Here is a 23,401-nt window from a genome sequence, read left to right as displayed (position 1 = left end):
ACATGACCGGTATGAGTAATGTAACGAAACTGGCGGGCGAGCCATCAGGGCAGGAATTCCTGGTTTTCACTTTAGGTGACGAAGAGTACGGTATCGACATTCTGAAAGTGCAGGAAATCCGTGGTTACGACCAGGTTACCCGCATCGCTAACACGCCTGCTTTTATTAAAGGTGTCACCAACCTGCGTGGTGTGATTGTGCCAATCGTTGACCTGCGCGTGAAGTTCAGCCAGGGCGACGTTGACTACAACGACAACACCGTGGTGATTGTTCTGAACCTGGGGCAGCGCGTAGTGGGCATCGTGGTGGATGGCGTGTCTGATGTGCTTTCCCTGACCTCTGACCAAATCCGTCCTGCACCGGAATTTGCCGTCACATTGTCGACGGAATACCTGACCGGTCTGGGCGCGCTCGGCGAGCGTATGCTGATTCTGGTGAACATTGAGAAGCTGCTGAACAGCGATGAGATGGCACTGCTGGATATCGCGGCGAGTCACGTAGCATAAAACAAAGCCGGGTAGCACTGACGCTTACCCGGCCTACGTGTTCGAGCCATTAGTGGGCCGGGTAAGGCGAAGCCGCCACCCGGCTTTTTCATACCCTTATGCTTCCTGCTCCACCAGCTCAGCTTCCGCTTCCCGCGCACCTTCATTCTGCGACAGCATCGCGGTCGCGATACCATTCCCCAGAACGTTAATTGCAGAGCGACCCATATCCAGGAAGTGATCAATTCCCATCAGCAGCAGAATACCGGCCACCGGAATATTGAAGCTTGGAATAGTTGCCGCCAGAACGACCAGCGATGAACGCGGTACGCCCGCAATCCCTTTTGAAGCGAGCATCAGGGTCAGCATCAATACCGTCACTTCAGAGAAGCTCAGGTGAATGTTGTACGCCTGGGCGATAAACATCGAGGCGAAAGAGCAGTACACCATCGAACCTACCAGGTTGAAGGAGTAGCCAATCGGCAGGACGAAAGAGGCAATGTTGCGCGAGCAGCCAAAACGCTCCAGCTGTTCCAGCGTTTTTGGATAGGCCGCTTCAGAGCTGCTGGTGGTAAACGCTACCAGTACCGGGTCTTTCAGCATACTGACCAGGCGAAACACCTCTTTTTTCAGCACCATGTAACCCACGGCCAGCAGCACCATGCAGGTGAGAAGAATGGCAACATAGTAGCCACCAATAAAGGAGGCGTAGTTCAACAGAATGCCCAGACCCTGAGTGGCAATAACGGATGAAATCGCCGCGAAAATGGCCAGTGGCGCAACGTACATCACGTAACCCGTCACCTTCAGCATGATATGGGAAACCACATCCAGCGCGGCAACCAGTGGCGCGTTGAATTTCTGTCCCAGCGACGCGCCGCCGATGCCGAAGAACATCGAGAACACCACAATCTGCAGGATCTCATTGTTCGACATCGCCCCTGCGATACTGGTTGGAATGGTGTGAGACAGGAAGGCTTTCAGCGTCATGCCCCCAACGGCCAGACCGGTATCGACGGCCTCGGTTGGGATCGTCAGGTTCAGACCGCTTCCCGGATGCTCGAGCGTGACGATAAACAGCCCCACCAGAATAGACAGCACGGATGAGCTGATAAACCACACCATCGCTTTGCCGCCAACGCGGCCAATGGTGGAGGTTTCACCCAGTTTCATGATGCCGACGGTTAACGTGCTGAAGACCAAAGGTGCAATCACCATTTTGATCAGGCGAAGGAAGATATCGGTCAGAAGGGTAATATTATCCGACCAGGCTTTAATAGCATCCGCTGATGCGTACTCATGAATTGCTGCCCCTGAAAGAATACCCGCCAGCATGAAAATCACGATGAAGAGTGTGAGTTTGTTTGCACTTGCCACGAAAAAAGACCCTCTATGCGCTTTAGATGTAGCCCGAGTCGATACATATAAATTTTTTATTACGACGCGGGAAATTATTCGGCACATAAATTGACGCAAAGTGTAGGGGGATACAACTCCTTTTTAAGTTTTATTAATTTTGTTGTTAATTCACTGACGATATATTGTGATCGATATCACATTATTGCGGATATATTCTCTGTGGATAAAATAAAATCTCTGTTTTTTAAAGTTCAACTGACTGTTATTTATAGAAATACCTCGTCAATAAGACATTCGGCTTATGCGTCATGGGGCAGGTGGTAGAAGCGATATCCATAAACTAAATTCTCAATAACCCCCTCAAAGGAACCTTAAGCGGGGCTAACATCTTGAACGACAAAAATAAAATGCGGCAAGGGAACGGAGACGTCTTCTGGAGGGTGGTAAATGAAAAGAAAACTCCTGTTGATCTGCGCAGGCAGCTTACTGACTGCAACAACGGCCCATCAGGCGCTGGCCGTTACCAGTAGCGGCACCATCGGCGCGACGCTGACGCTGACAAACGGTTGTTTGATAAACGGATCGCCCGCGCAAAGTGGCATTAACTTCGGTACGCTCGATTTCGGTACCCATCCGGCTACCTTTTCCACTCTTACGACGCAGCTGAGCGGCGCCAGCGGCGGAAACACCTTCACCATTCAATGTACGACCGCAAGCTATACGGTCGCGATCACCGGTAATACCCACTCCACCGCGCCCGGCTCCGTTGTCGGTTCGCCGGGTACGCCTGAACGCTATCTGGTTAATACGGCCAACGCGGCACAGGGCGTGGCTTATAGCCTGTACAGCGACAGCGGGTTTAACACCGTGATTGCCAATAACGCCGCGTTGCCGATCGCCTCTACGGCCGGAGGCGTGGATAGCTACACCCTCTACGGGCGTATTACCGGCGGTGGTAACAGCGTGACGGTCGTCCCGGGAACCTACACCGACACGATTAACGTCAGCGTCACCTATTAGTCCCGAACCGCCATGAAGGCAACTCTCACAGGTCTGCGCAAACGCGCAGAGGGACGCGTGCAGCCTTTTTTCGCGCTGATTGTCGGATTGCTCGTGATGCCCTCTGCGGACGCGGTGACATCACAGTCCTTTAAGGTCAGCGCGACGATAGTACCGGGATGCGCGGTGGCCACCGGCAGCGGAGGGCTTCTCGGTACGCTGGATTTTGGCACCCATAACGGCGTCGAGAGCGCGCCGGTCAGCACCAGCTTTGTGCCAAACGGGGCGTTGTCTATCGCCTGTACGCCGGGCGTGGCGCTGAGCATGAGCATTAATGGCGGTCAAAATTTTTCATCCGTGCGTCGGATGAAGCGGTCCGGTGGAACAGAACTGGTGCCGTACCGGCTCTACAGCAGCAGCTCGCTGGCCGCGAACAGCGAAATTGGCGTAAACCAGGCGATACCGGTGACGTATACCAACAGCAATAACATCGCGCTGCCGCTTTTTGGCGTGGCGCTACTGACCGGATTTAGCCCGGCAGGAACCTATTCCGATCAGCTCACCGTGACCTTGTCATGGTAATAAAGGGAGAGTGTTGATGAAGCCATTTTTCAGACCGGTATGTCTGGCGGGTGCGTTGGGTATGGCTGCGGTAACCGGCCAGGTGCAGGCGGCGGCGACTATTCTGCTCTGGCCGATCGATCCGTGGCTTGCTGCAGACGCCAACGCCACGGAACTGTGGATCCAGAATCAGGGAAACAGCGCCACGACGATGCAGGTCCGCATCGTGCGCTGGAAGCAGGAGGACGGACACGAGCGTTATACCTCGCAGCAGGATGTGGTCGCCAGCCCGCCCATCGTCACGATTGGTACTGGCAGCAAGCAGCTTATTCGCCTTATCAAACAGGTTTCTGTTCCCGCTGGTGTCGAACAGGCTTACCGCATTATCGTAGATGAAATCCCTCAGCCTGATACCAAAGCCGAACCTGCCATCGGCCTCAAATTGCAGATGCGTTACTCCATCCCTTTGTTTGTGTATGGACAGGGGATCCCGACCATCAAAGAAGGCGCGCATCACGCGCTGGCGGAAACCCAAAACCTGAGCTGGCGGGTGACGCGCGCGGAGGGGCAGCCTGCGCTGGAGGTCAGAAATCGGGGTGATGTCCATGTCAGGCTGAGCCAGGTGGCGCTGGAGCAGGGAGGTCGGAAACACACGGTAGCGGATGGACTACTGGGTTACGTTCTTCCCGGCAGCACCCGCAGTTGGCCAATACCCGCCGGGGTTCGCCAGCCAGACCGGATGAGTGCGCAAATTAATGCCAGGGACGCACAATGGCAGTCGACGCCCGTCAACTGAAACCGGCGATGATGATACTGCTTTGCGTCAGTACCACTTCCTGGGCTGAAACCGGCGACGACAGTTTACCGCCGCCCCCCCAGGCTCAGGCGATCAATGATGAGGCGGTCTTCCAGCTCGCCCTCGTGCTGAACCACTACGATACCGGTCTGGTGGTGCCTGTGACGCAACGTAAAGGCGCTTTCTATATCTCCAGCGCAGATTTGTTACGCGCAGGGCTTCCCCCTGAGCATGTACCAACCGGGGACGTTAATCTCTCTTCGCTTTCTCAGGTTAGGGTGGAGTATGACAGCGCTGCGCAACGGTTATTGCTGACCGTTCCCCGCGACTGGGTCACGACCCGCGTGACGCCGTTCAGCACACAAACGGCGCAGAGCAAACCGCACTTTGGACGCGGGGCATTGCTGAATTATGATCTCTACACCAACCACACGGAACATCTTGGTGGTCAGGCGTCGCTCTGGCACGAATTCCGCTACTTTAACGAGAACGGCTCGTTTTCCTCTACCGGCTACGCCCGGGAAAATTTCACCGGGAATAATGGTCAGCAGGAAGGATATGTCCGCTATGACACCACTCTGCTATTCACCAATGAGGATGAGGCGATTTCCTGGAGTGCCGGGGATGTGATCAGCGACGCCCTGAGCTGGAGTACCAGCGTGCGTATGGGCGGGATAAGTTACGGACGGGATTTCTCCCTGCGTCCGGACCTGGTCACATGGCCGCTACCCGAATTTTCGGGAGAAGCCGCGGTACCCACCTCGGTTGATCTCTTTATTAATGGCTATCGGTCCGGCTCAACTCAGCTCCAGCCGGGGCCATTTACGCTGACTAATCTGCCCTATATCAACGGTGCTGGGGATGCGGTGCTGGTCACCACCGATGCATTGGGTCGTCAGGTAAGTACCACGCTACCGTTTTATGTCACCAGTGATTTGTTAAAACAAGGCCTGAGCGACGGGGCCGTGACGCTCGGAAGCCTGCGGCGTAATTATGGCATCAGGAATTTTGACTACGGCCCTGCGGCAGGCAGCGGTTCATATCGCTATGGTTTGACGGACTGGCTCACGCTGGAGGGGCATGCGGAAGGGGCACAAGAGCTGGTGTTAGGGGGAGCTGGCACTGTGGTTAAACTCGGACAGTTTGGCGTGGTGAATACCTCTTACTCGCAAAGCCGCATGCGCGGTGATGCAGGCGGGCAAATCAACTGGGGTTACCAGTACAGCACCAGCGAGTTTAGCGTGGCAACCCAGCACACGCGGCGCGATCGCGGCTTTGGCAATCTGGCTCTCTACGACCAGCCGACGGTCTATGACGAAAATGACAAACCCATCGCCAGTTTTAGTCGCAATACGGATCAGTATTCTCTCACCTTTAATCTGGGGCAGTACGGCAATATTGGCGCAGCCTGGATCGGCGTAGAGAGCTTCGACAGTCAAAAAACCGAGCTGCTGAATCTCTCCTGGAGCCGTAATCTGTGGGGTGCGAGCAGTATTTATCTGGCGGCAAGCCGGGATCAGCAGCGGGGAGACTGGACGGTGGCGCTGTCGCTGCAGGTGCCGCTGGGGGCGCGTGACAGCGCCGCCGTCACTTTCGAAAACACCCCGGATGCGGGCAGCACGCAGCGCATCAACTATAACCACTCAATGCCTTCCGACGGCGGGTTTAGCTGGAACATGGCATGGGCTAACCAGTCGAAAGCCAGTGACTATCAGCAGGGAACGCTGGGCTGGCGCAATAACAACATTGAGCTACAGGGAGGCGGTTATGGTGAAAAGGACAACATGACCTGGTGGGGCGAGGCGATGGGGGCGATTGTTCTGATGGACGGCGAGCTGTTTGCGGCCAACAAGATCAACGATGCCTTTGTGGTCATCAGTACCGATGGTCACCCGGATGTCCCGGTCAGCTACGAGAACCAGCCCGTCGGTAAAACCAATAACAACGGTTATCTGCTGGTGAGCGGGGTGTCGGCGTATTATCCGGCCAGTTACCGGATTGATACGCTGAATTTGCCTGCGGATACTCGGCTGAAAGAGACCGAACGCCGGATTGCGATCCGCCGCCATAGCGGCTACCTGGTCGATTTCCCGATGGAACAGGAGCGGGTGGCGAGCGTTATTCTGCATGATGCGCAGGGACAGGCTATTCCGGTGGGAAGCCAGGTCCGACGCGCATCGCGTAGCAATGCGGTGGTAGGGTATGACGGTATCGCCTGGCTGGAAAATCTCAGTGATGTGAACCCGCTCGACGTTATCACCCCTGACGGAAAGCACTGCTCGGTCACGCTGACGGTGAGTGCCAATCCGCAACACAAACTGCAAACCTACGGTCCTCTGGTTTGTCGGGAGGGACAGTGAAACGCTTGCTGCTGTTGATGTTGTTGCTGTTCTCTGGCAGCGGCTGGGCGGCGTGTAACATCAGCACGGTCAATGCGTCGTTTGGTAGCGTTACCTCGTTCGCACTCAGCGGAAGCGGAGAGGTCGAAACCACGGGCACGCTGGTGGTGGCGTGCGATGCCATACTGAATCTGTTGACCAGCGACTCAGTGACGCTGACCTATAGCTCGGCATCGGTCTCGGGCAGCAGTCGGGCCACCATGAAACGGACGGATAATGCGACCATTACGGACGTGATCCCCACGCGATTGTGCGGTCTATCGGGGTGCGCAAGCAGCAGCGAGGTACAGATAAGTAAATCGTATACCTGGAGTGGGAATACCTTGCTGGGGCTGCTGGGGTCAAAGCAGTACAACATTCCGCTCTATTTTCGCACCGTCGCCGGGCAAAACGTCACTGCCGGGCCATATCAGGTGCAGTTAACCTTCAGCATTAACTACAGCGTGTGCTCCGTGGGCGCGCTCGGCATTTGCACAATCAATCAGACGGGAACCTCGACAACCACCATCCTGTTAGATATGACCGTCACCAATGACTGCAGCGCGATGACCACGCCGGACGTGAGCTTCAACAGCGCGCCGCTGGTGCAAAGTTTCCCCACCGTCTCACAGGCGATTGCCGTCACCTGTACCAAAGGAAGTTCGTATACCATCGGCATCAATAACGGAGCCAACGCGCTGAACAACGTGCGGCGTATGGTGAATGGTAGCAACTTTATGAGCTACGACATCTATAAAGAAGCCACCAGTAACCGCTGGGGGGGAAGCGGCAGCGAGCGCTGGTCCAGCGCGATATCGTCGCAGGTCAGTACTGATGGTTTACTGCGCACCTACAACTACACCGCGAAAGTCCTGACCAATCAGGCCACGCCCCCCGCCGGAACCTACACCGATACGCTGATTGTCGACGTGGCGTTTTAACCCCGCGCTTTTCCCTTTCTCAAATGTAAAGTTCCTGTGGGCAGTGCCGATAACACCGTTAATAAATCTATGAGAAGGTGTTGTATGTTGAACCGTATCCGCGTTGTCACAATGCTCATGATGGTGCTGGTCATTTTCGCACTTCTTCAGCTCATCTCCGGCGGGCTTTTTTTCTCGTCATTAAAACAGAACCAGGACAGTTTCGCGGCCTCGAACGATCTCCGCCTTCAGCAGAGTGAACTCACGTCGACGTGGGATCTGATGCTGCAAACGCGTATCAATCTGAGCCGCTCGTCCGCGCGCATGATGATGGATCCGAATAATCAGCAGAGCAGCGCGAAAACCGATCTGTTGAAAAATGCCCGTGCTACTCTCGCTGACGCCGCAAAACATTACGACGCCTTCAAAAAGATCACCCCGCAGCCTGCCATGGAGCAGGTGAGCCAGAATATTGACGAAAAATACAACGCCTACAATGCCGGTCTGACGGAGCTGATTCAGTTCCTGGAAAGCGGCAACATGGACGCCTATTTCGCACAGCCAACGCAAGGGATGCAAAACGCACTCGGCGCGGCGCTGGGGGAATATGCGAAGGTCAGTAGCGATCTGTATCACTCGGCCTTTACCGAAAGCCAGAATGACTATCGCTTTGCGAAATGGCAGATGGCCGTGATGGCGCTGGCGCTGGTCATTGTGCTGGTCGCGGTCTGGTACGGCATTCGCCATATCCTGCTGAACCCTCTCGGCCGCGTCATTGCCCACATTCGTGAAATTGCCGGTGGCGACCTGACCAAAACGCTGACCGTTTCCGGGCGCAATGAGATCACCGAACTGGCCAACAGCGTTGACCATATGCAGCGTTCATTAATTGAAACTGTCGCCAACGTGCGAAACGGGTCGGAGGCTATCTATACCGGCACCAGCGAAATTGCGCTGGGGAATAACGATCTCTCTTCCCGTACTGAAGAGCAGGCATCCGCCCTGGAAGAGACGGCCGCCAGCATGGAACAACTTACCGCGACCGTGAAGCAGAACGCCGATAACGCCCGTCAGGCTTCTCAACTGGCTGAAAGTGCCTCTGAGACGGCGCAACGTGGTGGTCGCGTGGTGGATGGCGTGGTGAAAACCATGCACGAAATCGCCGACAGCTCGAAGAAAATCGCCGACATCATTAGCGTCATCGATGGCATTGCTTTCCAGACCAACATCCTTGCGCTGAACGCCGCCGTGGAAGCGGCACGTGCGGGCGAGCAGGGGCGTGGGTTTGCCGTGGTCGCGGGTGAAGTGCGTAACCTCGCCAGTCGCAGTGCCAATGCGGCGAAAGAGATCAAAGCGTTGATTGAAGATTCCGTTTCCCGCGTGGATACCGGCTCCGTGCTGGTAGAAAGTGCCGGGGAAACCATGAATGACATCGTGAATGCTGTTACTCGCGTAACGGACATCATGGGTGAAATCGCCTCTGCATCTGACGAGCAGAGTCGTGGTATCGACCAGGTTGCTCTGGCGGTATCGGAAATGGATCGCGTGACACAACAAAACGCCGCGCTGGTGCAGGAGTCCGCTGCGGCGGCCGCTGCCCTGGAAGACCAGGCGAGCCGTCTGAAGATGGCCGTCTCGGCGTTTCGTCTCGCTTCACTCGCTGGAAACACGGTCACCCCGCAAGCCACCTATCGTGTGCCCGCTGCAGAATCAGCGGCAACCCGTACCCGTGCTGCGACGACCGGACAAGATGAAAACTGGGAAACATTTTGACTGACAATTAAACCGCGGCTGCTTGCCGCTTGATGGGAGCGTGGATGTTAAATCGTATTCGTATCTCGACCACACTGTTTTTGATTCTGATCCTTTGCGGTGTGTTGCAGGTTGGCAGTAACGGGTTGTCTTTTTGGGCGTTTCGCGATGGCTATCAGAATTTGCAGGAAGTTGAGGCGAGTAATCAGCAGCGCTCCGCACTGGCACAAACACGTGCCGTGCTGTTGCAGGCAAGCACTGCGCTGAACAAGGCGGGAACCTTAACCGCGCTAAGTTATCCGCCGGATGACATCAAAGCGCTGATGGCGACCGCGCGTGACAGTCTGAAACAGGCAGACGGGCAGTTTAAAGCCTTTACGGCGCAGGAAGCCGTTAGCGAGAAAGAGAAAACGCTAAAGGCTGCCATGAAAAAGAACTTTGAACAGTGGTACAGCGATCTGGACCACCAGGCAACCTGGCTTGAGAACAACCAGCTGTCAGATTTTATGACCGCACCGGTTCAGGCGTCTCAGGCGGCGTTTGATGGCAGCTTTAACGCGTGGCAGCAGGATATTAACCAGTTTGTTCAACGTGCAGAGGAAGACAGCAAAATGAGCTACCACATGTCCGGCGTGATTTTTGCCGTGGTGGTGATTTTGGCGGCGCTTCTGACCGGCGGGGCACTGATCTGGTCTCGCAAAATGATTGTGCAGCCGCTGGCGATTATCAGCAGCCACTTCGACAGTATTGCGAAGGGGAATCTGGCGCGTCCGGTGGCGGTTTATGGCAAGAACGAAATTTCGGCGATCTTTGCCAGCCTGAAGGCGATGCAGGGATCGCTGCGGGAAACGGTATCCGATGTGCGTCAGGGCAGTTATGCCATGCACACCGGGATTTCAGAGATTGCGGCAGGTAATAACGATCTCTCGTCCCGTACCGAGCAGCAGGCGGCCTCGCTGGCGCAGACGGCAGCCAGTATGGAGCAACTGACTGCGACGGTAAGTCAGAACGCCGATAACGCGCGTCAGGCGTCTGACCTGTCGAAACAGGCAGCAATGACGGCGAAAAAGGGTGGGGATCAGGCGTCTCATGTTGCGAGCACCATGCAGGAGATTGCCACCAGTTCGCAGAAAATTGGTGACATCATCAGCGTGATCGACGGTATCGCGTTCCAGACCAACATTCTGGCGCTCAATGCCGCTGTCGAAGCGGCGCGCGCCGGTGAACAGGGTCGTGGTTTTGCGGTGGTGGCGGGTGAAGTGCGTAACCTGGCAAGCCGAAGTGCCAACGCGGCGAAAGAGATTAAGGTGCTGATAGAAGAGTCGGTTTCACGCGTCCAGCAGGGCTCTACGCTGGTCGATACGGCGGCACAAACCATGCACGAGATCGTCACCTCTGTCACGCGGGTGAACGACATCATGGGCGAAATTGCCTCGGCGTCGGACGAACAGCGTCGCGGGATTGAGCAGGTTGCTCAGGCAGTCAGTCAGATGGATCAGGTCACGCAACAGAACGCCTCGTTAGTTGAGGAAGCGGCAGCGGCAACCGATCAGCTGGCCAGCCAGGCGGATCATCTCACCGGACTGGTCGCGGTATTTAATGTGAAAGAGCACGTTGAAGCAGTAACAGAAGTCGGGCGGTCGCAGGCCGTGCCAGTTGTATCCTGAATGTAATTAAGAAGGCGCTATGACATCACCAATGCCCTCCGGGCAAACGTCATTATTGTTGCAGATGACACAGCGCCTCGCGCTGTCCGACGCGCATTTCCGTCGGATATGTCAGTTAATCTACCAGCGTGCGGGGATCGTGCTTGCGGATCATAAGCGAGACATGGTTTACAACCGTCTGGTGCGGCGCTTGCGTACGCTGGGGCTGGATGACTTTGGTCGCTATCTGAGCATGCTCGAAGCGAACCAGAACAGCGCCGAGTGGCAGGCTTTTATTAACTCATTAACCACGAACCTGACGGCGTTTTTCCGTGAAGCGCACCACTTCCCGGTCCTGGCAGAGCACGCGCGTCGCCGCACCGGGGAGTATCGCGTCTGGAGCGCGGCAGCCTCGACGGGTGAAGAGCCTTACTCGCTGGCAATCACCCTTGCCGATACCCTGGGCATGGCACCCGGACGCTGGAAAGTCTACGCCAGCGATATCGACACCGAGGTACTGGAGAAGGCGCGTAACGGTGTTTATCGCCAGGATGAGTTGAAAACGCTGTCACCGCAACAGCTACAGCGTTATTTCATGCGTGGAACCGGTCCACATGAAGGCCTGGTACGCGTACGCCAGGAACTGGCGAACTGCGTCGAATTTGCGCCCGTTAACCTGCTGGATAAGCAGTACAACGTGCCGGGACCTTTTGACGCTATTTTTTGCCGTAACGTCATGATCTATTTTGATAAAACGACGCAACAGGACATTCTGCGTCGGTTTGTTCCGTTGCTCAAGCCTGACGGTTTACTGTTTGCCGGGCACTCGGAAAACTTCAGCAACCTCGTGCGTGAGTTTAGCCTGCGTGGGCAAACGGTATATGCGCTGAGTAAGGAAAAAGCATGAGTAAAATCAGGGTGTTGTCTGTCGATGATTCAGCGCTGATGCGTCAGATCATGACTGAAATTATCAATAGCCACAGCGACATGGAGATGGTGGCCACTGCGCCGGATCCGCTGGTAGCGCGGGATTTAATTAAAAAATATAACCCCGATGTGCTAACGCTGGATGTCGAGATGCCGCGCATGGATGGCATAGATTTTCTGGAAAAATTAATGCGACTGCGCCCGATGCCGGTGGTGATGGTCTCCTCCCTGACGGGAAAAGGATCGGAAATCACGCTGCGCGCGCTGGAGTTAGGGGCGGTGGATTTTGTCACCAAACCGCAGCTCGGCATTCGTGAAGGAATGCTGGCCTACAGCGAGATGATCGCAGAGAAGATCCGTACCGCATCGCGAGCGAAACTCGCCGCTCACAAACCGATGGTTGCACCGGCAACGTTGAAGGCTGGTCCATTGCTCAGCTCGGAAAAACTGCTGGTGATTGGGGCGTCAACCGGGGGAACAGAGGCAATTCGTCATGTACTCCAGCCATTGCCGCTTTCAAGTCCGGGTATTCTGATCACTCAGCATATGCCGCCTGGCTTTACCCGCTCGTTCGCTGAACGTCTGAACAAGCTGTGTCAGATCAGCGTGAAAGAGGCGGAAGACGGCGAACGCGTGCTCCCGGGGCATGCGTATATTGCGCCGGGTGACAAACATATGGAGCTGGCGCGCAGCGGCGCTAACTATCAAATCAAAATTCATGACGGGCCGCCGGTCAACCGGCACCGTCCGTCGGTGGATGTGCTGTTTCATTCGGTGGCGAAACATGCGGGGCGCAACGCCGTTGGGGTGATCCTGACGGGGATGGGCAACGATGGTGCCGCCGGAATGCTTGCAATGCACCAGGCTGGCGCCTGGACGATTGCGCAGAATGAAGCAAGTTGTGTGGTGTTCGGCATGCCGCGCGAGGCCATCAATATGGGTGGCGTGAGCGAAGTGGTCGATCTTAGCCAGGTAAGCCAGCAGATGTTGGCGAAAATCAGTGCCGGACAGGCAATACGTATTTGACTCAGGAGTAGAATTAGATGGCGGATAAAGAGCTTAAGTTTTTGGTTGTGGATGACTTTTCCACCATGCGTCGCATTGTACGCAACCTGCTGAAGGAGCTGGGCTTCAACAACGTTGAAGAAGCAGAAGATGGTGTTGATGCGCTGAACAAACTGCAGGCGGGTGGGTTTGGTTTTGTTATCTCCGACTGGAACATGCCAAACATGGATGGTCTGGAACTGCTGAAAACCATTCGTGCAGATGCGGGCATGGCGTCTCTGCCGGTTCTGATGGTCACCGCAGAAGCGAAAAAAGAGAACATCATTGCCGCTGCACAGGCGGGCGCAAGCGGCTACGTGGTGAAGCCATTCACTGCTGCGACCCTGGAAGAGAAGCTCGGCAAGATCTTCGAGAAACTCGGCATGTGAGGTGTTGGTTATGATGCAACCTGCTATGAAACCCGTTGAAGAACACTCGCCGAGCGATATCATCGTACGCATCGGCAGCCTGACGCGCATGCTGCGTGACAGCCTGCGTGAACTGGGGCTGGATCAGGCGATTGCCGAAGCGGCGGAAGCCATTCCTGATGCGCGCGATCGCCTGGACTATGTCGTGCAGATGACTGCTCAGGCGGCTGAACGTGCGCTGAACAGCGTTGAAGCGTCACAACCGCACCAGGACGCGATGGAAAAGGGCGCGAAAGCGCTGACAAAACGCTGGGATGAGTGGTTTGAGAATCCGATCGAACTGGCGGACGCCCGTGAACTGGTTACCGATACCCGTCAGTTCCTGGGGGATGTTCCTGGCCATACCAGCTTCACCAACGCACAACTGCTGGACATCATGATGGCGCAGGATTTCCAGGACCTGACCGGTCAGGTTATCAAGCGCATGATGGATGTTATCCAGGAGATTGAACGTCAGTTGCTGATGGTGCTGCTGGAGAATATTCCAGAGCCTGCAGCCCGCCCAAAACGCGAGAACGAAAGCCTGCTCAATGGTCCACAGCTCGACGCCAGCAAAGCGGGCGTGGTAGCAAGCCAGGACCAGGTGGACGATCTGCTCGACAGCCTCGGCTTCTGATTGTCCATTCCGCCTCAGAGGGTTAACACCGTCTGAGGCGGTTTACGACAAAATCACTGAAAAGAGCCCGAATAAACGGGCTTTTCCCGCCATTGGATTTTCGCTGCACTGGCATGATACCCGTGACTTAATAGGTTGGGCATGCACTGTGGCAGAAGAGAACGACGACAAAACGGAAGCCCCCACACCCCACCGACTAGAAAAGGCGCGTGAGGAAGGGCAGATCCCCCGATCCCGAGAACTGACTTCCCTGCTGATCCTTATCGTAGGGGTGTGCATTATCTGGTGGGGTGGGGAGTCGCTCGCCCGCAAACTGGCGGGAATGTTGTCTACTGGCTTACGTTTTGACCACAGCATGGTCAATGACCCGAATCTGATCCTCAGCCAGATTATCCAGCTAATAAAAGGGGCGATGGTTGCACTGCTGCCGCTGATTACAGGGGTTGTGCTGGTCGCGCTGGTTTCGCCGGTGATGCTGGGTGGTCTGGTCTTTAGTGCCAAATCGCTGCAGCCGAAATTTTCCAAACTGAACCCGCTGCCGGGCATTGCGAAAATGTTCTCTGCGCAGACCGGGGCGGAGTTGCTCAAAGCCATTCTCAAATCGGTACTGATGGGGAGTTCAGCGGGGTTTTACCTCTGGTACCACTGGCCGGAAATGATGCGTCTTATCAGTGAATCCCCCCTCACCGCAATGAGCAATGCGCTGAACCTGGTCGGACTCTGCGCGCTGCTGGTGGTGCTCAGCATTATTCCGATGGTGGGTTTCGACGTGATCTTCCAGCTTTATACCCACTTCAAGAAACTGCGCATGTCACGCCAGGATATCCGTGACGAATACAAACAGATGGAAGGTGACCCGCACGTCAAAGGGCGTATCCGCCAGATGCAGCGCGCCGCTGCCCGTCGACGCATGATGGAAGACGTGCCAAAAGCTGACGTGATCGTCACCAACCCGACACACTATTCCGTTGCGCTGCGCTATGACGAAAACAAAATGAGCGCGCCGAAAGTGGTGGCGAAAGGGGCGGGTCTGATAGCACTTCGCATTCGTGAGATTGGTACTGAACATCGTGTACCTATCCTGGAAGCCCCTCCGCTGGCGCGTGCCTTATACCGCCATGCGGAAATTGGACAACAGATCCCCGGACAACTCTACGCCGCCGTGGCGGAAGTGTTGGCCTGGGTATGGCAGTTGAAGCGCTGGCGTCTGGCTGGCGGACAACGACCTGTGAAACCTGAGAACCTTCCGGTGCCTGAAGCGCTGGATTTTTTGAACGAGAAGGACACTGATGGCTAATCTGGTGGCAATGTTGCGCCTGCCCGGCAACCTGAAATCGACCCAATGGCAGATCCTTGCCGGGCCGATTCTCATCCTGCTAATTCTGTCGATGATGGTACTGCCGCTCCCGGCATTCATCCTCGATTTGCTTTTCACATTCAACATTGCGTTGTCCATCATGGTGCTGCTGGTGGCGATGTTCACCCAGCGTACCCTTGAGTTCGCGGCGTTCCCGACCATTCTGCTGTTTACCACCTTGCTGCGACTGGCGCTGAACGTGGCCTCCACGCGTATCATTCTGATGGAAGGTCATACGGGTGCGGCTGCGGCGGGTAAAGTGGTTGAGGCCTTCGGCCACTTCCTGGTAGGCGGTAATTTCGCCATCGGTATCGTGGTGTTTGTGATCCTCGTAATCATCAACTTTATGGTTATCACCAAGGGGGCAGGGCGTATCGCGGAAGTGGGCGCGCGCTTTGTGCTGGACGGGATGCCAGGCAAGCAGATGGCGATCGACGCCGACCTGAACGCCGGTCTTATCGCGGAAGATGAAGCGAAAAAACGCCGTGCGGAAGTGACGCAGGAAGCGGACTTCTACGGCTCCATGGACGGTGCGAGTAAGTTTGTGCGCGGTGACGCCATCGCGGGCATTCTGATCATGGTGATCAACGTGGTGGGTGGCCTGCTGGTCGGTGTTCTGCAACATGGCATGGACATGGGCCACGCGGCAGAAAGTTATACGCTGCTGACCATCGGTGACGGTCTGGTCGCGCAGATCCCGGCGCTGGTTATCTCTACGGCGGCGGGCGTGATTGTGACCCGCGTGAGTACCGATCAGGACGTTGGCGAGCAGATGGTCGGCCAGCTCTTCAGTAACCCGCGCGTCATGCTATTGGCCGCTGCGGTACTGGGGTTACTCGGTCTGGTCCCAGGTATGCCAAACCTCGTGTTCCTGCTGTTCACTGCGGCACTGCTGGGTCTTGCCTGGTGGATGCGAGGGCGTGAAACCCAACCGGCAGCCGAGCCTGTTGCGGTTAAAATGCCGGAGAACACCCAGGCTGTCGAAGCGACCTGGAATGACGTTCAGCTGGAAGATTCGCTGGGTATGGAAGTTGGGTATCGCCTGATCCCGATGGTCGATTTCCAGCAGGATGGCGAACTGCTTGGCCGCATCCGCAGTATCCGTAAAAAATTCGCCCAGGACATGGGCTTCCTGCCGCCGGTGGTACACATCCGCGACAATATGGACCTGCCGCCCGCGCGCTATCGCATCCTAATGAAAGGCGTTGAAATCGGCAGCGGCGATGCCTATCCGGGACGCTGGCTGGCGATTAACCCCGGCACCGCCGCAGGCACATTGCCAGGCGAGCAAACCATCGATCCGGCTTTTGGTCTGGCCGCGATCTGGATTGAAAGTGCGCTGAAAGAGCAGGCGCAAATTCAGGGGTATACGGTAGTCGAAGCCAGTACCGTGGTGGCAACCCATCTTAATCACCTGATTGGCCAATTCTCGGCAGAACTGTTTGGACGTCAGGAAGCGCAGCAGCTCCTTGACCGCGTCACGCAGGAGATGCCGAAGCTGACGGAAGACCTGGTGCCAGGCGTGCTGACGTTGACTACCCTGCACAAAGTGTTGCAAAACCTGCTCGACGAGAAAGTACCGATCCGCGATATGCGTACCATTCTGGAAACCCTTGCCGAACATGCGCCGTTACAAAACGATCCGCATGAGCTCACCGCGGTGGTGCGCGTGGCGCTGGGGCGCGCGATTACCCAGCAATGGTTCCCTGGAACCGGAGAAGTGCAGGTTATTGGTCTCGATACGCCGCTTGAACGTCTGCTGCTGCAGGCCTTGCAGGGTGGCGGCGGGCTGGAACCGGGTCTGGCGGACCGCCTGCTGGCGCAAACGCAGGAGGCGCTGGCGCGTCAGGAGATGCTGGGAGCACCGCCGGTGCTGCTGGTTAACCATGCGCTGCGTCCGCTGCTGTCGCGCTTCCTGCGTCGTAGCCTGAACCAACTGGTCGTGCTGTCAAATATGGAGCTGTCGGATAACCGTCATATCCGCATGACCGCGACGATTGGAGGAAAATAATGCGTAAGTGGTTATGGATCTTATTCTTCCCGCTGGTGGCGCAGGCTGCCGGGGAAGGGACCTGGCAGGCGAGCAGCATGGGCGTGACCCTCAGCAATCGCGGGGTTGCCATGTCATCAAACCCGTTATCGCCCTCTGAGCCGGTTTCCGGCCAGATGGGGCTTGTGGTGTGGAACTACAGGCTGATTGGCCCAACGCCAGCAGGGTTGCGGGTACGTCTCTGCTCTCAGACTCGCTGCACGGAAATTGACGGAGAGAACGGCACCACACAGGCATTTAATGGCGTGCCGGCCATCGAACCTTTGCGTTTTATCTGGGAAGTACCGGGTGGAGGGCGTTTGATTCCGGCGCTGAAAGTTCAGAGTAACGCTGTCATCGTTAACTATCGTTAACGGTGTGAAAAAAGAAACCCGGCGCTTGCCGGGTTTTTTGTATTACATGCGTTCTACGGTTTCGATACCCAGGGTATCCAGACCCAGCTTCAGGGTCTTCGCCGTGAGCTGCGCCAGCTTCAGGCGGCTGTTACGTACCGCGTCGCTTTCCGCAGACAGGATAGGGCAGTGCTCGTAGAAGCCGGAGAACAGGCCTGCCAAATCGTACAGGTAAGCACACATCACGTGCGGTGTTCCGTCTCGCGCCACAACCGTCAGTGTCTCTTCAAACTGCAGCAGACGCGCTGCCAGCTGCGCTTCGCGATCTTCAGTGATGGTCACGGCAGCATTCGCCAGTACGCTTTCGTCGATATTGGCTTTACGGAATACAGAGAGCACACGGGTGTAGGCATACTGCATGTACGGCGCCGTGTTGCCTTCAAACGCCAGCATGTTATCCCAGTCGAAGATATAGTCGGTGGTACGGTTCTTGGAAAGATCCGCGTATTTAACCGCACCGATACCCACGGCATTCGCCAGTTTTTCCAGCTCATCGGCAGGCATATCCGGGTTCTTCTCCGCCACCAGGCGACGGGCGCGTTCCAGCGCTTCGTCCAGCAGGTCGGACAGCTTCACGGTACCGCCCGCACGGGTTTTGAACGGCTTGCCGTCTTTACCGAGCATCATGCCGAACATATGGTGTTCCAGCGGAACGCAATCCGGCACGTAACCGGCTTTACGCACGATGGTCCACGCCTGCATCAGGTGCTGGTGCTGACGGGAGTCGATGTAGTACAGCACGCGATCGGCATGCAGCGTTTCGTAACGGTATTTTGCACAGGCGATATCGGTAGTGGTGTAGAGATAGCCGCCATCCTTTTTCTGGATGATCACGCCCATCGGTTCACCTTCCTTGTTCTTGTACTCATCAAGGAACACGACCGTTGCGCCTTCGCTCTCAACTGCCAGATTTTTGGCCTTCAGGTCAGCCACAATGCCCGGCAGCATTGGGTTATAGAGACTTTCACCCATCACATCGTCACGGGTGAGGGTGACGTTCAGACGGTTATAGGTGAGTTGGTTCTGAGACATCGTAATGTCAACCAGCTTGCGCCACATCTCAAGGAAGTATTGATCGCCGCCCTGCAGTTTTACTACGTAGCTGCGCGCGCGCTCGGCAAAGGCTTCGTCTTCATCGTAGTGTTTTTTGGCTTCGCGGTAGAACCCTTCGAGATCGGCCAGCGCCATTTCACCCGCGTTTTCCTGCTGCTGTTTTTCCAGGTAAGCAATCAGCATACCGAACTGAGTACCCCAATCGCCCACGTGGTTTGCGCGGATCACCTTGTGACCGAGGAATTCAAGGGTACGCACGGCAGCATCACCAATGATGGTGGAGCGCAGGTGACCCACGTGCATCTCTTTCGCCACGTTCGGGGCAGAGTAGTCGATCACAACGGTCTGCGCTTCCGGCTGGGAGACACCCAGACGGTCAGATTTCAGCGCCGCGTCAACGTGGCTTGCCAGGAAAGAAGGTTCCAGGAAGATGTTGATAAAGCCCGGACCGGCGATTTCGGTTTTGCTGGCGATACCGGTGAGATCCAGATGCGTCAGTACCTGCTCAGCGAGTTGTCGCGGCGGCATGCCCAGTTTTTTAGCCACTGCCATCACGCCATTAGCCTGATAGTCGCCAAACTGTACTTTTGCTGACTGACGAACCTGCGGTTCGCAATCCGCAGGCGCACCTGCGGCAATCAGTGCCTGACTGACTTTTTCGGAGAGAAGAGCCTGAATATTCACCTGGATACCTTACTTTTTTGATGCGGGCTCACAACCACCCGCGCCAGTTATAGAATTTAGGGCGGGAGTATACTGCAAATGCCCTCTGGCGTCAGCATTGCGCGGGCCAAAGATTGTTCAGAATCCAGGCTAAGAAGGCGTGCATAATCATGCAGTCATAAAAAGCCGTATTCTGCGGTTGGTCAAAACTGGGCAACAGAGTAAATTAGCGGCTTTGCGACATGAAAAGAGACTGACTTATGGCGAACTGGTATTCCATTGACGAACTGCATGATATTTCCGCAGATTTACCGCGCTTCACCCAGGCGTTCACAGAACTTGCCACCCGCCTTGGTCTGGATATCGCACCGCTTGAAGCGGATCACATCTCTTTGCGCTGTCATCAAAATGCGACCGCCGAGCGCTGGCGTCGAGGTTTTGAACAGTGCGGTGAGCTGCTCTCTGAGAACATTATTAACGGTCGCCCAATATGCCTGTTTAAACTGCATGAACCCGTGAAGGTAGCGCACTGGCAATTCACCGTTGTCGAACTGCCGTGGCCGGGGGAAAAACGTTATCCGCACGAAGGCTGGGAGCATATTGAAATTGTTCTGCCGGGTGAGCCAGAAACACTGAACGCGCGCGCACTGGCCTTGTTATCTGATGAAGGCTTAAGCAAACCGGGGATTTTTGTCAAAACGAGTTCACCCAAAGGCGAGCGCGAGCGTTTACCTAACCCGACGCTGGCCGTCACGGACGGACAGGTCACCGTGAAGTTTCACCCGTGGACCATTGAGCAGATTGTTGCCAGTGAAGCGTGAGAGTTGTGAGTTAACGCCGGGACTAAAAACGGGCGGCGTGTCATGATGATTCGTTTAGTGGGATGTCAGGAGGATTAAATGGCACTGCTGGAGATTTGTTGTTACAGCGTGGAGTGTGCCGTGACTGCGCAAAAACACGGTGCTGATCGCATCGAACTGTGCGCGGCACCCAAAGAGGGTGGGCTGACGCCATCCTACGGCATGTTAAAGTCTGCCCGTCAGGCCGTCACCATTCCCGTTCACCCGATTATTCGTCCTCGCGGCGGCGATTTTTGTTACACGTCGGGCGAGTTCAGTGCCATGCTTGAAGATATCACTCTGGTTCGTGAACTGGGATTTCCCGGGCTGGTTATCGGGTTGCTTGATGAAGACGGTCAGGTCGATATGCCACGTATGCGCCAGGTCATGGATGCCGCGAAAGGGATGGCAGTGACTTTCCATCGCGCATTTGATATGTGCAAAGACCCCCTTCAAGCATTTGATTCGCTTACCGAACTGGGCGTGGCACGCATTCTGACATCGGGGCAGCAGTCCTCTGCGGAAAAAGGTCTGCAATTAATTACGGAACTAAAAGCCCATTCTGGTGTTCCAATAATAATGGCGGGTGCGGGTGTCCGTGCCAGCAATCTGGAACGGTTTTTAAACGCCGGGGTAGAGGAGCTTCACAGCTCGGCAGGCAAGTGGATGCCGTCTCCCATGCGTTATCGCAATACAGGGTTGTCAATGTCGACAGATGCTGAAGCGGATGAGTATTCACGCTACGGTGTAGAGGGAGAGTCGGTTGCGGAAATGAAGTCGCTGATTGAGCGTCATCACGTGTAGCAACGTACCGATTTTTACCGCGCATCATGTCGCCCAATATGATGCTTGCTTGTACCAGGCCCCTGCAATTTCAACAGGGGCCTTTTTTTATCCTTCATATTTCAAGCCGCAGCTGCGTTGGCCACCAACGGCTAAAAGGCTACGGCTTCGTGGCAATCAACACCGCACGCATCGGCGCAGGATAGCCTTCAACGGTTTTGCTGCGATCGGCCGGGTCAAGGAATTGCTCCAGCGATTCGGTAATCATCCAGTCGGTGCGGCGCTGTTCTTCGATTGACGTCACGCAGACATCTGCAATGCGTACATCCACAAACCCGCACTTCTCAAGCCAGTTTTTTAGTGCCAGCGCGGAAGGGATGAAGTAGACATTTCGCATTTGCGCGTAACGGTCACCCGGCACCAGAACCGCATTCTCATCACCTTCGATAACCAGCGTTTCCAGCACCAGTTCGCCACCGCTGACCAGCTGATCTTTAAGCTGCCATAGATGCTCCAGCGGGGAACGGCGGTGGTACAGCACGCCCATGGAAAACACGGTATCAAAGGCTTTAAGGGCTGGCAGTTGCTCAATACCCAGCGGCAGCAGGTGTGCGCGCTGGTCGTTACCCAGCAATTTACGCACTGCCTCAAACTGGCACAGGAACAGCTGCATCGGATCAATGCCCACTGCCAGATGCGCACCTGCGCCAATCATGCGCCACATGTGGTAACCGCTGCCGCAGCCGACATCCAGAATGGTACGTCCGGTCAGATCGGACAGATGCGGCAAAACGCGATCCCATTTCCAGTCTGAGCGCCATTCGGTATTGATGTTCACACCGTAAAGTGAAAACGGTCCTTTGCGCCATGGCATCAGGTTTCGCATCAACGTTTCGATACGATTAGTCTGCCCGGCGGAAAGAGGCTCTGCGCTTTCTGCGGTCACGCTATGCAGCAGATCCAGACGGTGAGGTGTCAGTTCAGGCAGAAACTCCACTGCATTTGACCACTGCTTTAACAGGCCGTGCTGTTGATCGCGCTGCCAGGTGGCAATCTGGGCAGGCAGGGTTTCCAGCCAGTGGGAAAGGTGGTTTTTCGCAATCAGCTGATAGAAGTTGCCGAACTCAATCATGCAGGAACCCCCGCTTTCAGTGCCACCAGGGAGCCAAAGTTGAAACACTGGAACCACAGTTCGCTATGCTCAAATCCTGCCTGACGCAGACGCGCTTTATGGGTCTCCACGGAGTCCGTGAGCATCACGTTTTCGAGCATGCTGCGCTTCTGACTGATCTCCAGCTCGCTGTAACCGTTCGCACGTTTGAAATCGTGGTGCATATTGAACAGCAGTTCGCCAACCTCGGCGTCTTCAAAGCTGAATTTTTCGGAAAGGACCAGCGCACCGCCAGGGTTCAGCCCTTGATAAATTTTGTCCAGCAGTCGCTGACGGTCTTCAGGCACCAGGAACTGCAGGGTAAAATTCAGCACCACCATCGACGCGTTATTGATCTCAATCTCACGGATATCACCTTCTACGACGTCCACCGGGGTAGGGGCTTTGTAAGCATCAATATGGCGACGGCAGCGTTCAACCATGGCGGGGGAATTATCCACGGCAATGATCCGGCAGCCTTCGTGGTGAACGTTACGACGTACCGACAGCGTTGCCGCGCCAAGCGAACAGCCCAGGTCATAGACCTTCGTGCCGGGTTGAACGAAGCGCTCAGCCAGCATGCCGATCATAGAGATAATATTGGAATAACCGGGAACAGAGCGCTGGATCATATCCGGGAAGACTTCGGCTACCCGTTCATCGAAGGTCCAGTCGCCCAGGCTGGCGATAGGCGCGGAAAAAAGCGTGTCGCGATCTGACATAACGTAAAAAATCCGGGAAAAATAAAGTGGCGTATTGTGCGCTAATGGAAGGAGAAAACCAACTCCCACGGCATATACCAAAGGTTAGCCAGCACCATCAGCAAAAGTGAACACCACGTCGCACTCATGCCGGAACGACGCCAGCGAAACAGGCGGTGGTGAAAACCGTAATAATGCATTAGTCGGCCGGCAAGCAGAAGCAGGCCACAGATGTGCACCATCCAGGTTTCTGCGCCATTCATCTCCATAAACAGCAGCAAAATTAACGCCACCGGGATGTATTCGACCGCATTGCCGTGAACGCGGATAGCGCTTTGTAGCTCGGAAAATCCGCCGTCACCGTAAGAGACGCGGTACTGCATTCTCAGGCGCACAACATCAAATGAAAACTTAATCAGTAGCAATGCACCTAATACCGCATACAGCGCGCTGACCATACAAACTCCCTGTTTTTTGGCAGATGGCACTTTACTATGATAGG

The 23,401-nt window shown here is 55.6% G+C and carries 22 protein-coding genes; 17 read left to right on the top strand and 5 right to left on the bottom strand.

Annotated elements, in window-relative coordinates; all coding sequences use genetic code 11:
• The first annotated feature begins 2 nt into the window (after positions 1 to 2).
• The gene (gene cheW / locus JGF26_RS14065; protein ID WP_008500420.1) at positions 3 to 506 is read left to right on the top strand and encodes a chemotaxis protein CheW; all 504 of its coding nucleotides are present in this window, start codon (positions 3 to 5) and stop codon (positions 504 to 506) included.
• A gap of 96 nt (positions 507 to 602) precedes the next feature.
• Here cheW and JGF26_RS14060 read toward each other — a convergent pair whose 3' ends face one another.
• Positions 603 to 1,862, bottom strand: a complete 1,260-nt coding sequence (locus tag JGF26_RS14060) for a dicarboxylate/amino acid:cation symporter (protein ID WP_028018606.1) — start codon at positions 1,860 to 1,862, stop codon at positions 603 to 605.
• 429 nt (positions 1,863 to 2,291) lie between these two features.
• On the opposite strand from JGF26_RS14060, the gene JGF26_RS14055 reads away from it, so the two are divergent.
• The 14 genes from JGF26_RS14055 to JGF26_RS13990 all read left to right on the top strand — a co-directional run bounded on the left by JGF26_RS14055 (position 2,292) and on the right by JGF26_RS13990 (position 17,671).
• A complete protein-coding gene (locus tag JGF26_RS14055; RefSeq protein ID WP_028018607.1) occupies positions 2,292 to 2,864 on the top strand; it encodes a spore coat protein U domain-containing protein in 573 nt (190 codons plus the stop codon).
• Between the two features lie 12 nt (positions 2,865 to 2,876).
• A complete protein-coding gene (locus tag JGF26_RS14050) occupies positions 2,877 to 3,425 on the top strand; it encodes a spore coat U domain-containing protein (RefSeq protein WP_134708046.1) in 549 nt (182 codons plus the stop codon).
• 16 nt (positions 3,426 to 3,441) lie between these two features.
• Positions 3,442 to 4,200 (top strand): molecular chaperone, encoded by a 759-nt coding sequence (locus tag JGF26_RS14045; RefSeq protein WP_134708047.1) that lies wholly within the window; start codon positions 3,442 to 3,444, stop codon positions 4,198 to 4,200.
• A complete protein-coding gene (locus tag JGF26_RS14040; protein ID WP_134708048.1) occupies positions 4,176 to 6,560 on the top strand; it encodes a fimbria/pilus outer membrane usher protein in 2,385 nt (794 codons plus the stop codon). The genes JGF26_RS14045 and JGF26_RS14040 overlap by 25 nt, the downstream gene beginning before the upstream one ends.
• Positions 6,557 to 7,519: a spore coat U domain-containing protein gene (locus JGF26_RS14035; protein ID WP_134708049.1), complete on the top strand. Its 963-nt coding sequence runs from the start codon at positions 6,557 to 6,559 to the stop codon at positions 7,517 to 7,519. The genes JGF26_RS14040 and JGF26_RS14035 overlap by 4 nt, the downstream gene beginning before the upstream one ends.
• Before the next feature lie 84 nt (positions 7,520 to 7,603).
• The gene (tar, locus tag JGF26_RS14030) at positions 7,604 to 9,271 is read left to right on the top strand and encodes a methyl-accepting chemotaxis protein II (protein ID WP_049006624.1); all 1,668 of its coding nucleotides are present in this window, start codon (positions 7,604 to 7,606) and stop codon (positions 9,269 to 9,271) included.
• 44 nt (positions 9,272 to 9,315) lie between these two features.
• Complete coding sequence (gene tap / locus JGF26_RS14025) at positions 9,316 to 10,917, top strand: methyl-accepting chemotaxis protein IV (RefSeq protein ID WP_129323366.1); 1,602 nt, start codon at positions 9,316 to 9,318, stop codon at positions 10,915 to 10,917.
• A 19-nt stretch (positions 10,918 to 10,936) separates the two neighbouring features.
• Complete coding sequence (gene cheR / locus JGF26_RS14020) at positions 10,937 to 11,803, top strand: protein-glutamate O-methyltransferase CheR (RefSeq protein ID WP_028018614.1); 867 nt, start codon at positions 10,937 to 10,939, stop codon at positions 11,801 to 11,803.
• Positions 11,800 to 12,849 (top strand): chemotaxis response regulator protein-glutamate methylesterase, encoded by a 1,050-nt coding sequence (locus tag JGF26_RS14015; RefSeq protein ID WP_028018615.1) that lies wholly within the window; start codon positions 11,800 to 11,802, stop codon positions 12,847 to 12,849. The genes cheR and JGF26_RS14015 overlap by 4 nt, the downstream gene beginning before the upstream one ends.
• 17 nt (positions 12,850 to 12,866) lie before the next feature.
• Complete coding sequence (gene cheY, locus JGF26_RS14010; RefSeq protein WP_000763862.1) at positions 12,867 to 13,256, top strand: chemotaxis response regulator CheY; 390 nt, start codon at positions 12,867 to 12,869, stop codon at positions 13,254 to 13,256.
• 10 nt (positions 13,257 to 13,266) lie between these two features.
• Positions 13,267 to 13,911: a protein phosphatase CheZ gene (gene cheZ, locus JGF26_RS14005; protein ID WP_008500432.1), complete on the top strand. Its 645-nt coding sequence runs from the start codon at positions 13,267 to 13,269 to the stop codon at positions 13,909 to 13,911.
• A 148-nt stretch (positions 13,912 to 14,059) separates the two neighbouring features.
• On the top strand, positions 14,060 to 15,208 hold the full coding sequence (flhB, locus tag JGF26_RS14000; RefSeq protein WP_028018616.1) for a flagellar biosynthesis protein FlhB: 1,149 nt from the start codon (positions 14,060 to 14,062) through the stop codon (positions 15,206 to 15,208).
• Positions 15,201 to 17,279 carry a flagellar biosynthesis protein FlhA gene (gene flhA / locus JGF26_RS13995; RefSeq protein ID WP_028018617.1) on the top strand — a complete coding sequence of 693 codons (2,079 nt, stop codon included), beginning with the start codon at positions 15,201 to 15,203 and terminating at the stop codon, positions 17,277 to 17,279. The genes flhB and flhA overlap by 8 nt, the downstream gene beginning before the upstream one ends.
• Complete coding sequence (locus JGF26_RS13990; RefSeq protein WP_049006633.1) at positions 17,279 to 17,671, top strand: flagellar protein FlhE; 393 nt, start codon at positions 17,279 to 17,281, stop codon at positions 17,669 to 17,671. The genes flhA and JGF26_RS13990 overlap by 1 nt, the downstream gene beginning before the upstream one ends.
• Positions 17,672 to 17,713: 42 nt before the next feature.
• Here the strand turns inward: JGF26_RS13990 and argS are convergent, their stop codons facing one another.
• Positions 17,714 to 19,447, bottom strand: a complete 1,734-nt coding sequence (gene argS / locus JGF26_RS13985; RefSeq protein ID WP_134708050.1) for an arginine--tRNA ligase — start codon at positions 19,445 to 19,447, stop codon at positions 17,714 to 17,716.
• Between the two features lie 239 nt (positions 19,448 to 19,686).
• Between argS and JGF26_RS13980 the strand changes: the two genes are divergently transcribed.
• Positions 19,687 to 20,247: a VOC family protein gene (locus JGF26_RS13980; protein WP_028018620.1), complete on the top strand. Its 561-nt coding sequence runs from the start codon at positions 19,687 to 19,689 to the stop codon at positions 20,245 to 20,247.
• Positions 20,248 to 20,325: 78 nt separating this feature from the next.
• Positions 20,326 to 21,069 carry a copper homeostasis protein CutC gene (gene cutC / locus JGF26_RS13975; protein ID WP_028018621.1) on the top strand — a complete coding sequence of 248 codons (744 nt, stop codon included), beginning with the start codon at positions 20,326 to 20,328 and terminating at the stop codon, positions 21,067 to 21,069.
• Between the two features lie 139 nt (positions 21,070 to 21,208).
• Here the strand turns inward: cutC and cmoB are convergent, their stop codons facing one another.
• From cmoB to JGF26_RS13960, 3 genes are read right to left on the bottom strand one after another with little or no spacing between them, the layout of a single operon-like run.
• Entirely contained in the window at positions 21,209 to 22,180 is a 972-nt protein-coding gene (gene cmoB / locus JGF26_RS13970) for a tRNA 5-methoxyuridine(34)/uridine 5-oxyacetic acid(34) synthase CmoB (RefSeq protein WP_134708051.1), read from the bottom strand.
• On the bottom strand, positions 22,177 to 22,920 hold the full coding sequence (cmoA, locus tag JGF26_RS13965) for a carboxy-S-adenosyl-L-methionine synthase CmoA (protein WP_134708052.1): 744 nt from the start codon (positions 22,918 to 22,920) through the stop codon (positions 22,177 to 22,179). The genes cmoB and cmoA overlap by 4 nt, the downstream gene beginning before the upstream one ends.
• Positions 22,921 to 22,961: 41 nt before the next feature.
• Positions 22,962 to 23,357: an MAPEG family protein gene (locus tag JGF26_RS13960; RefSeq protein WP_028018624.1), complete on the bottom strand. Its 396-nt coding sequence runs from the start codon at positions 23,355 to 23,357 to the stop codon at positions 22,962 to 22,964.
• Positions 23,358 to 23,401: the final 44 nt, after the last annotated feature.

The sequence above is a fragment of the Enterobacter sp. E1 genome (assembly GCF_016809815.1).
GTDB classification, from domain to species: domain Bacteria; phylum Pseudomonadota; class Gammaproteobacteria; order Enterobacterales; family Enterobacteriaceae; genus Enterobacter; species Enterobacter adelaidei.
This window is presented reverse-complemented; position numbering and strand designations above follow the sequence as displayed.

What these genes read in the sequence shown, in the direction of transcription:
- JGF26_RS14055 (WP_028018607.1), top strand. Translation starts at nt 2,292, where the DNA reads ATGAAAAGAAAACTCCTGTTGATCTGCGCAGGCAGCTTACTGACTGCA.
- cmoA (WP_134708052.1), bottom strand. Translation starts at nt 22,920, where the DNA reads ATGTCAGATCGCGACACGCTTTTTTCCGCGCCTATCGCCAGCCTGGGC.
- JGF26_RS13990 (WP_049006633.1), top strand. Translation starts at nt 17,279, where the DNA reads ATGCGTAAGTGGTTATGGATCTTATTCTTCCCGCTGGTGGCGCAGGCT.
- JGF26_RS14050 (WP_134708046.1), top strand. Translation starts at nt 2,877, where the DNA reads ATGAAGGCAACTCTCACAGGTCTGCGCAAACGCGCAGAGGGACGCGTG.
- cheZ (WP_008500432.1), top strand. Translation starts at nt 13,267, where the DNA reads ATGATGCAACCTGCTATGAAACCCGTTGAAGAACACTCGCCGAGCGAT.
- JGF26_RS14045 (WP_134708047.1), top strand. Translation starts at nt 3,442, where the DNA reads ATGAAGCCATTTTTCAGACCGGTATGTCTGGCGGGTGCGTTGGGTATG.
- JGF26_RS13980 (WP_028018620.1), top strand. Translation starts at nt 19,687, where the DNA reads ATGGCGAACTGGTATTCCATTGACGAACTGCATGATATTTCCGCAGAT.
- JGF26_RS14015 (WP_028018615.1), top strand. Translation starts at nt 11,800, where the DNA reads ATGAGTAAAATCAGGGTGTTGTCTGTCGATGATTCAGCGCTGATGCGT.
- tap (WP_129323366.1), top strand. Translation starts at nt 9,316, where the DNA reads ATGTTAAATCGTATTCGTATCTCGACCACACTGTTTTTGATTCTGATC.
- JGF26_RS14040 (WP_134708048.1), top strand. Translation starts at nt 4,176, where the DNA reads ATGGCAGTCGACGCCCGTCAACTGAAACCGGCGATGATGATACTGCTT.
- JGF26_RS13960 (WP_028018624.1), bottom strand. Translation starts at nt 23,357, where the DNA reads ATGGTCAGCGCGCTGTATGCGGTATTAGGTGCATTGCTACTGATTAAG.
- cheW (WP_008500420.1), top strand. Translation starts at nt 3, where the DNA reads ATGACCGGTATGAGTAATGTAACGAAACTGGCGGGCGAGCCATCAGGG.
- tar (WP_049006624.1), top strand. Translation starts at nt 7,604, where the DNA reads ATGTTGAACCGTATCCGCGTTGTCACAATGCTCATGATGGTGCTGGTC.
- cheY (WP_000763862.1), top strand. Translation starts at nt 12,867, where the DNA reads ATGGCGGATAAAGAGCTTAAGTTTTTGGTTGTGGATGACTTTTCCACC.
- cmoB (WP_134708051.1), bottom strand. Translation starts at nt 22,180, where the DNA reads ATGATTGAGTTCGGCAACTTCTATCAGCTGATTGCGAAAAACCACCTT.
- cheR (WP_028018614.1), top strand. Translation starts at nt 10,937, where the DNA reads ATGACATCACCAATGCCCTCCGGGCAAACGTCATTATTGTTGCAGATG.
- cutC (WP_028018621.1), top strand. Translation starts at nt 20,326, where the DNA reads ATGGCACTGCTGGAGATTTGTTGTTACAGCGTGGAGTGTGCCGTGACT.
- flhA (WP_028018617.1), top strand. Translation starts at nt 15,201, where the DNA reads ATGGCTAATCTGGTGGCAATGTTGCGCCTGCCCGGCAACCTGAAATCG.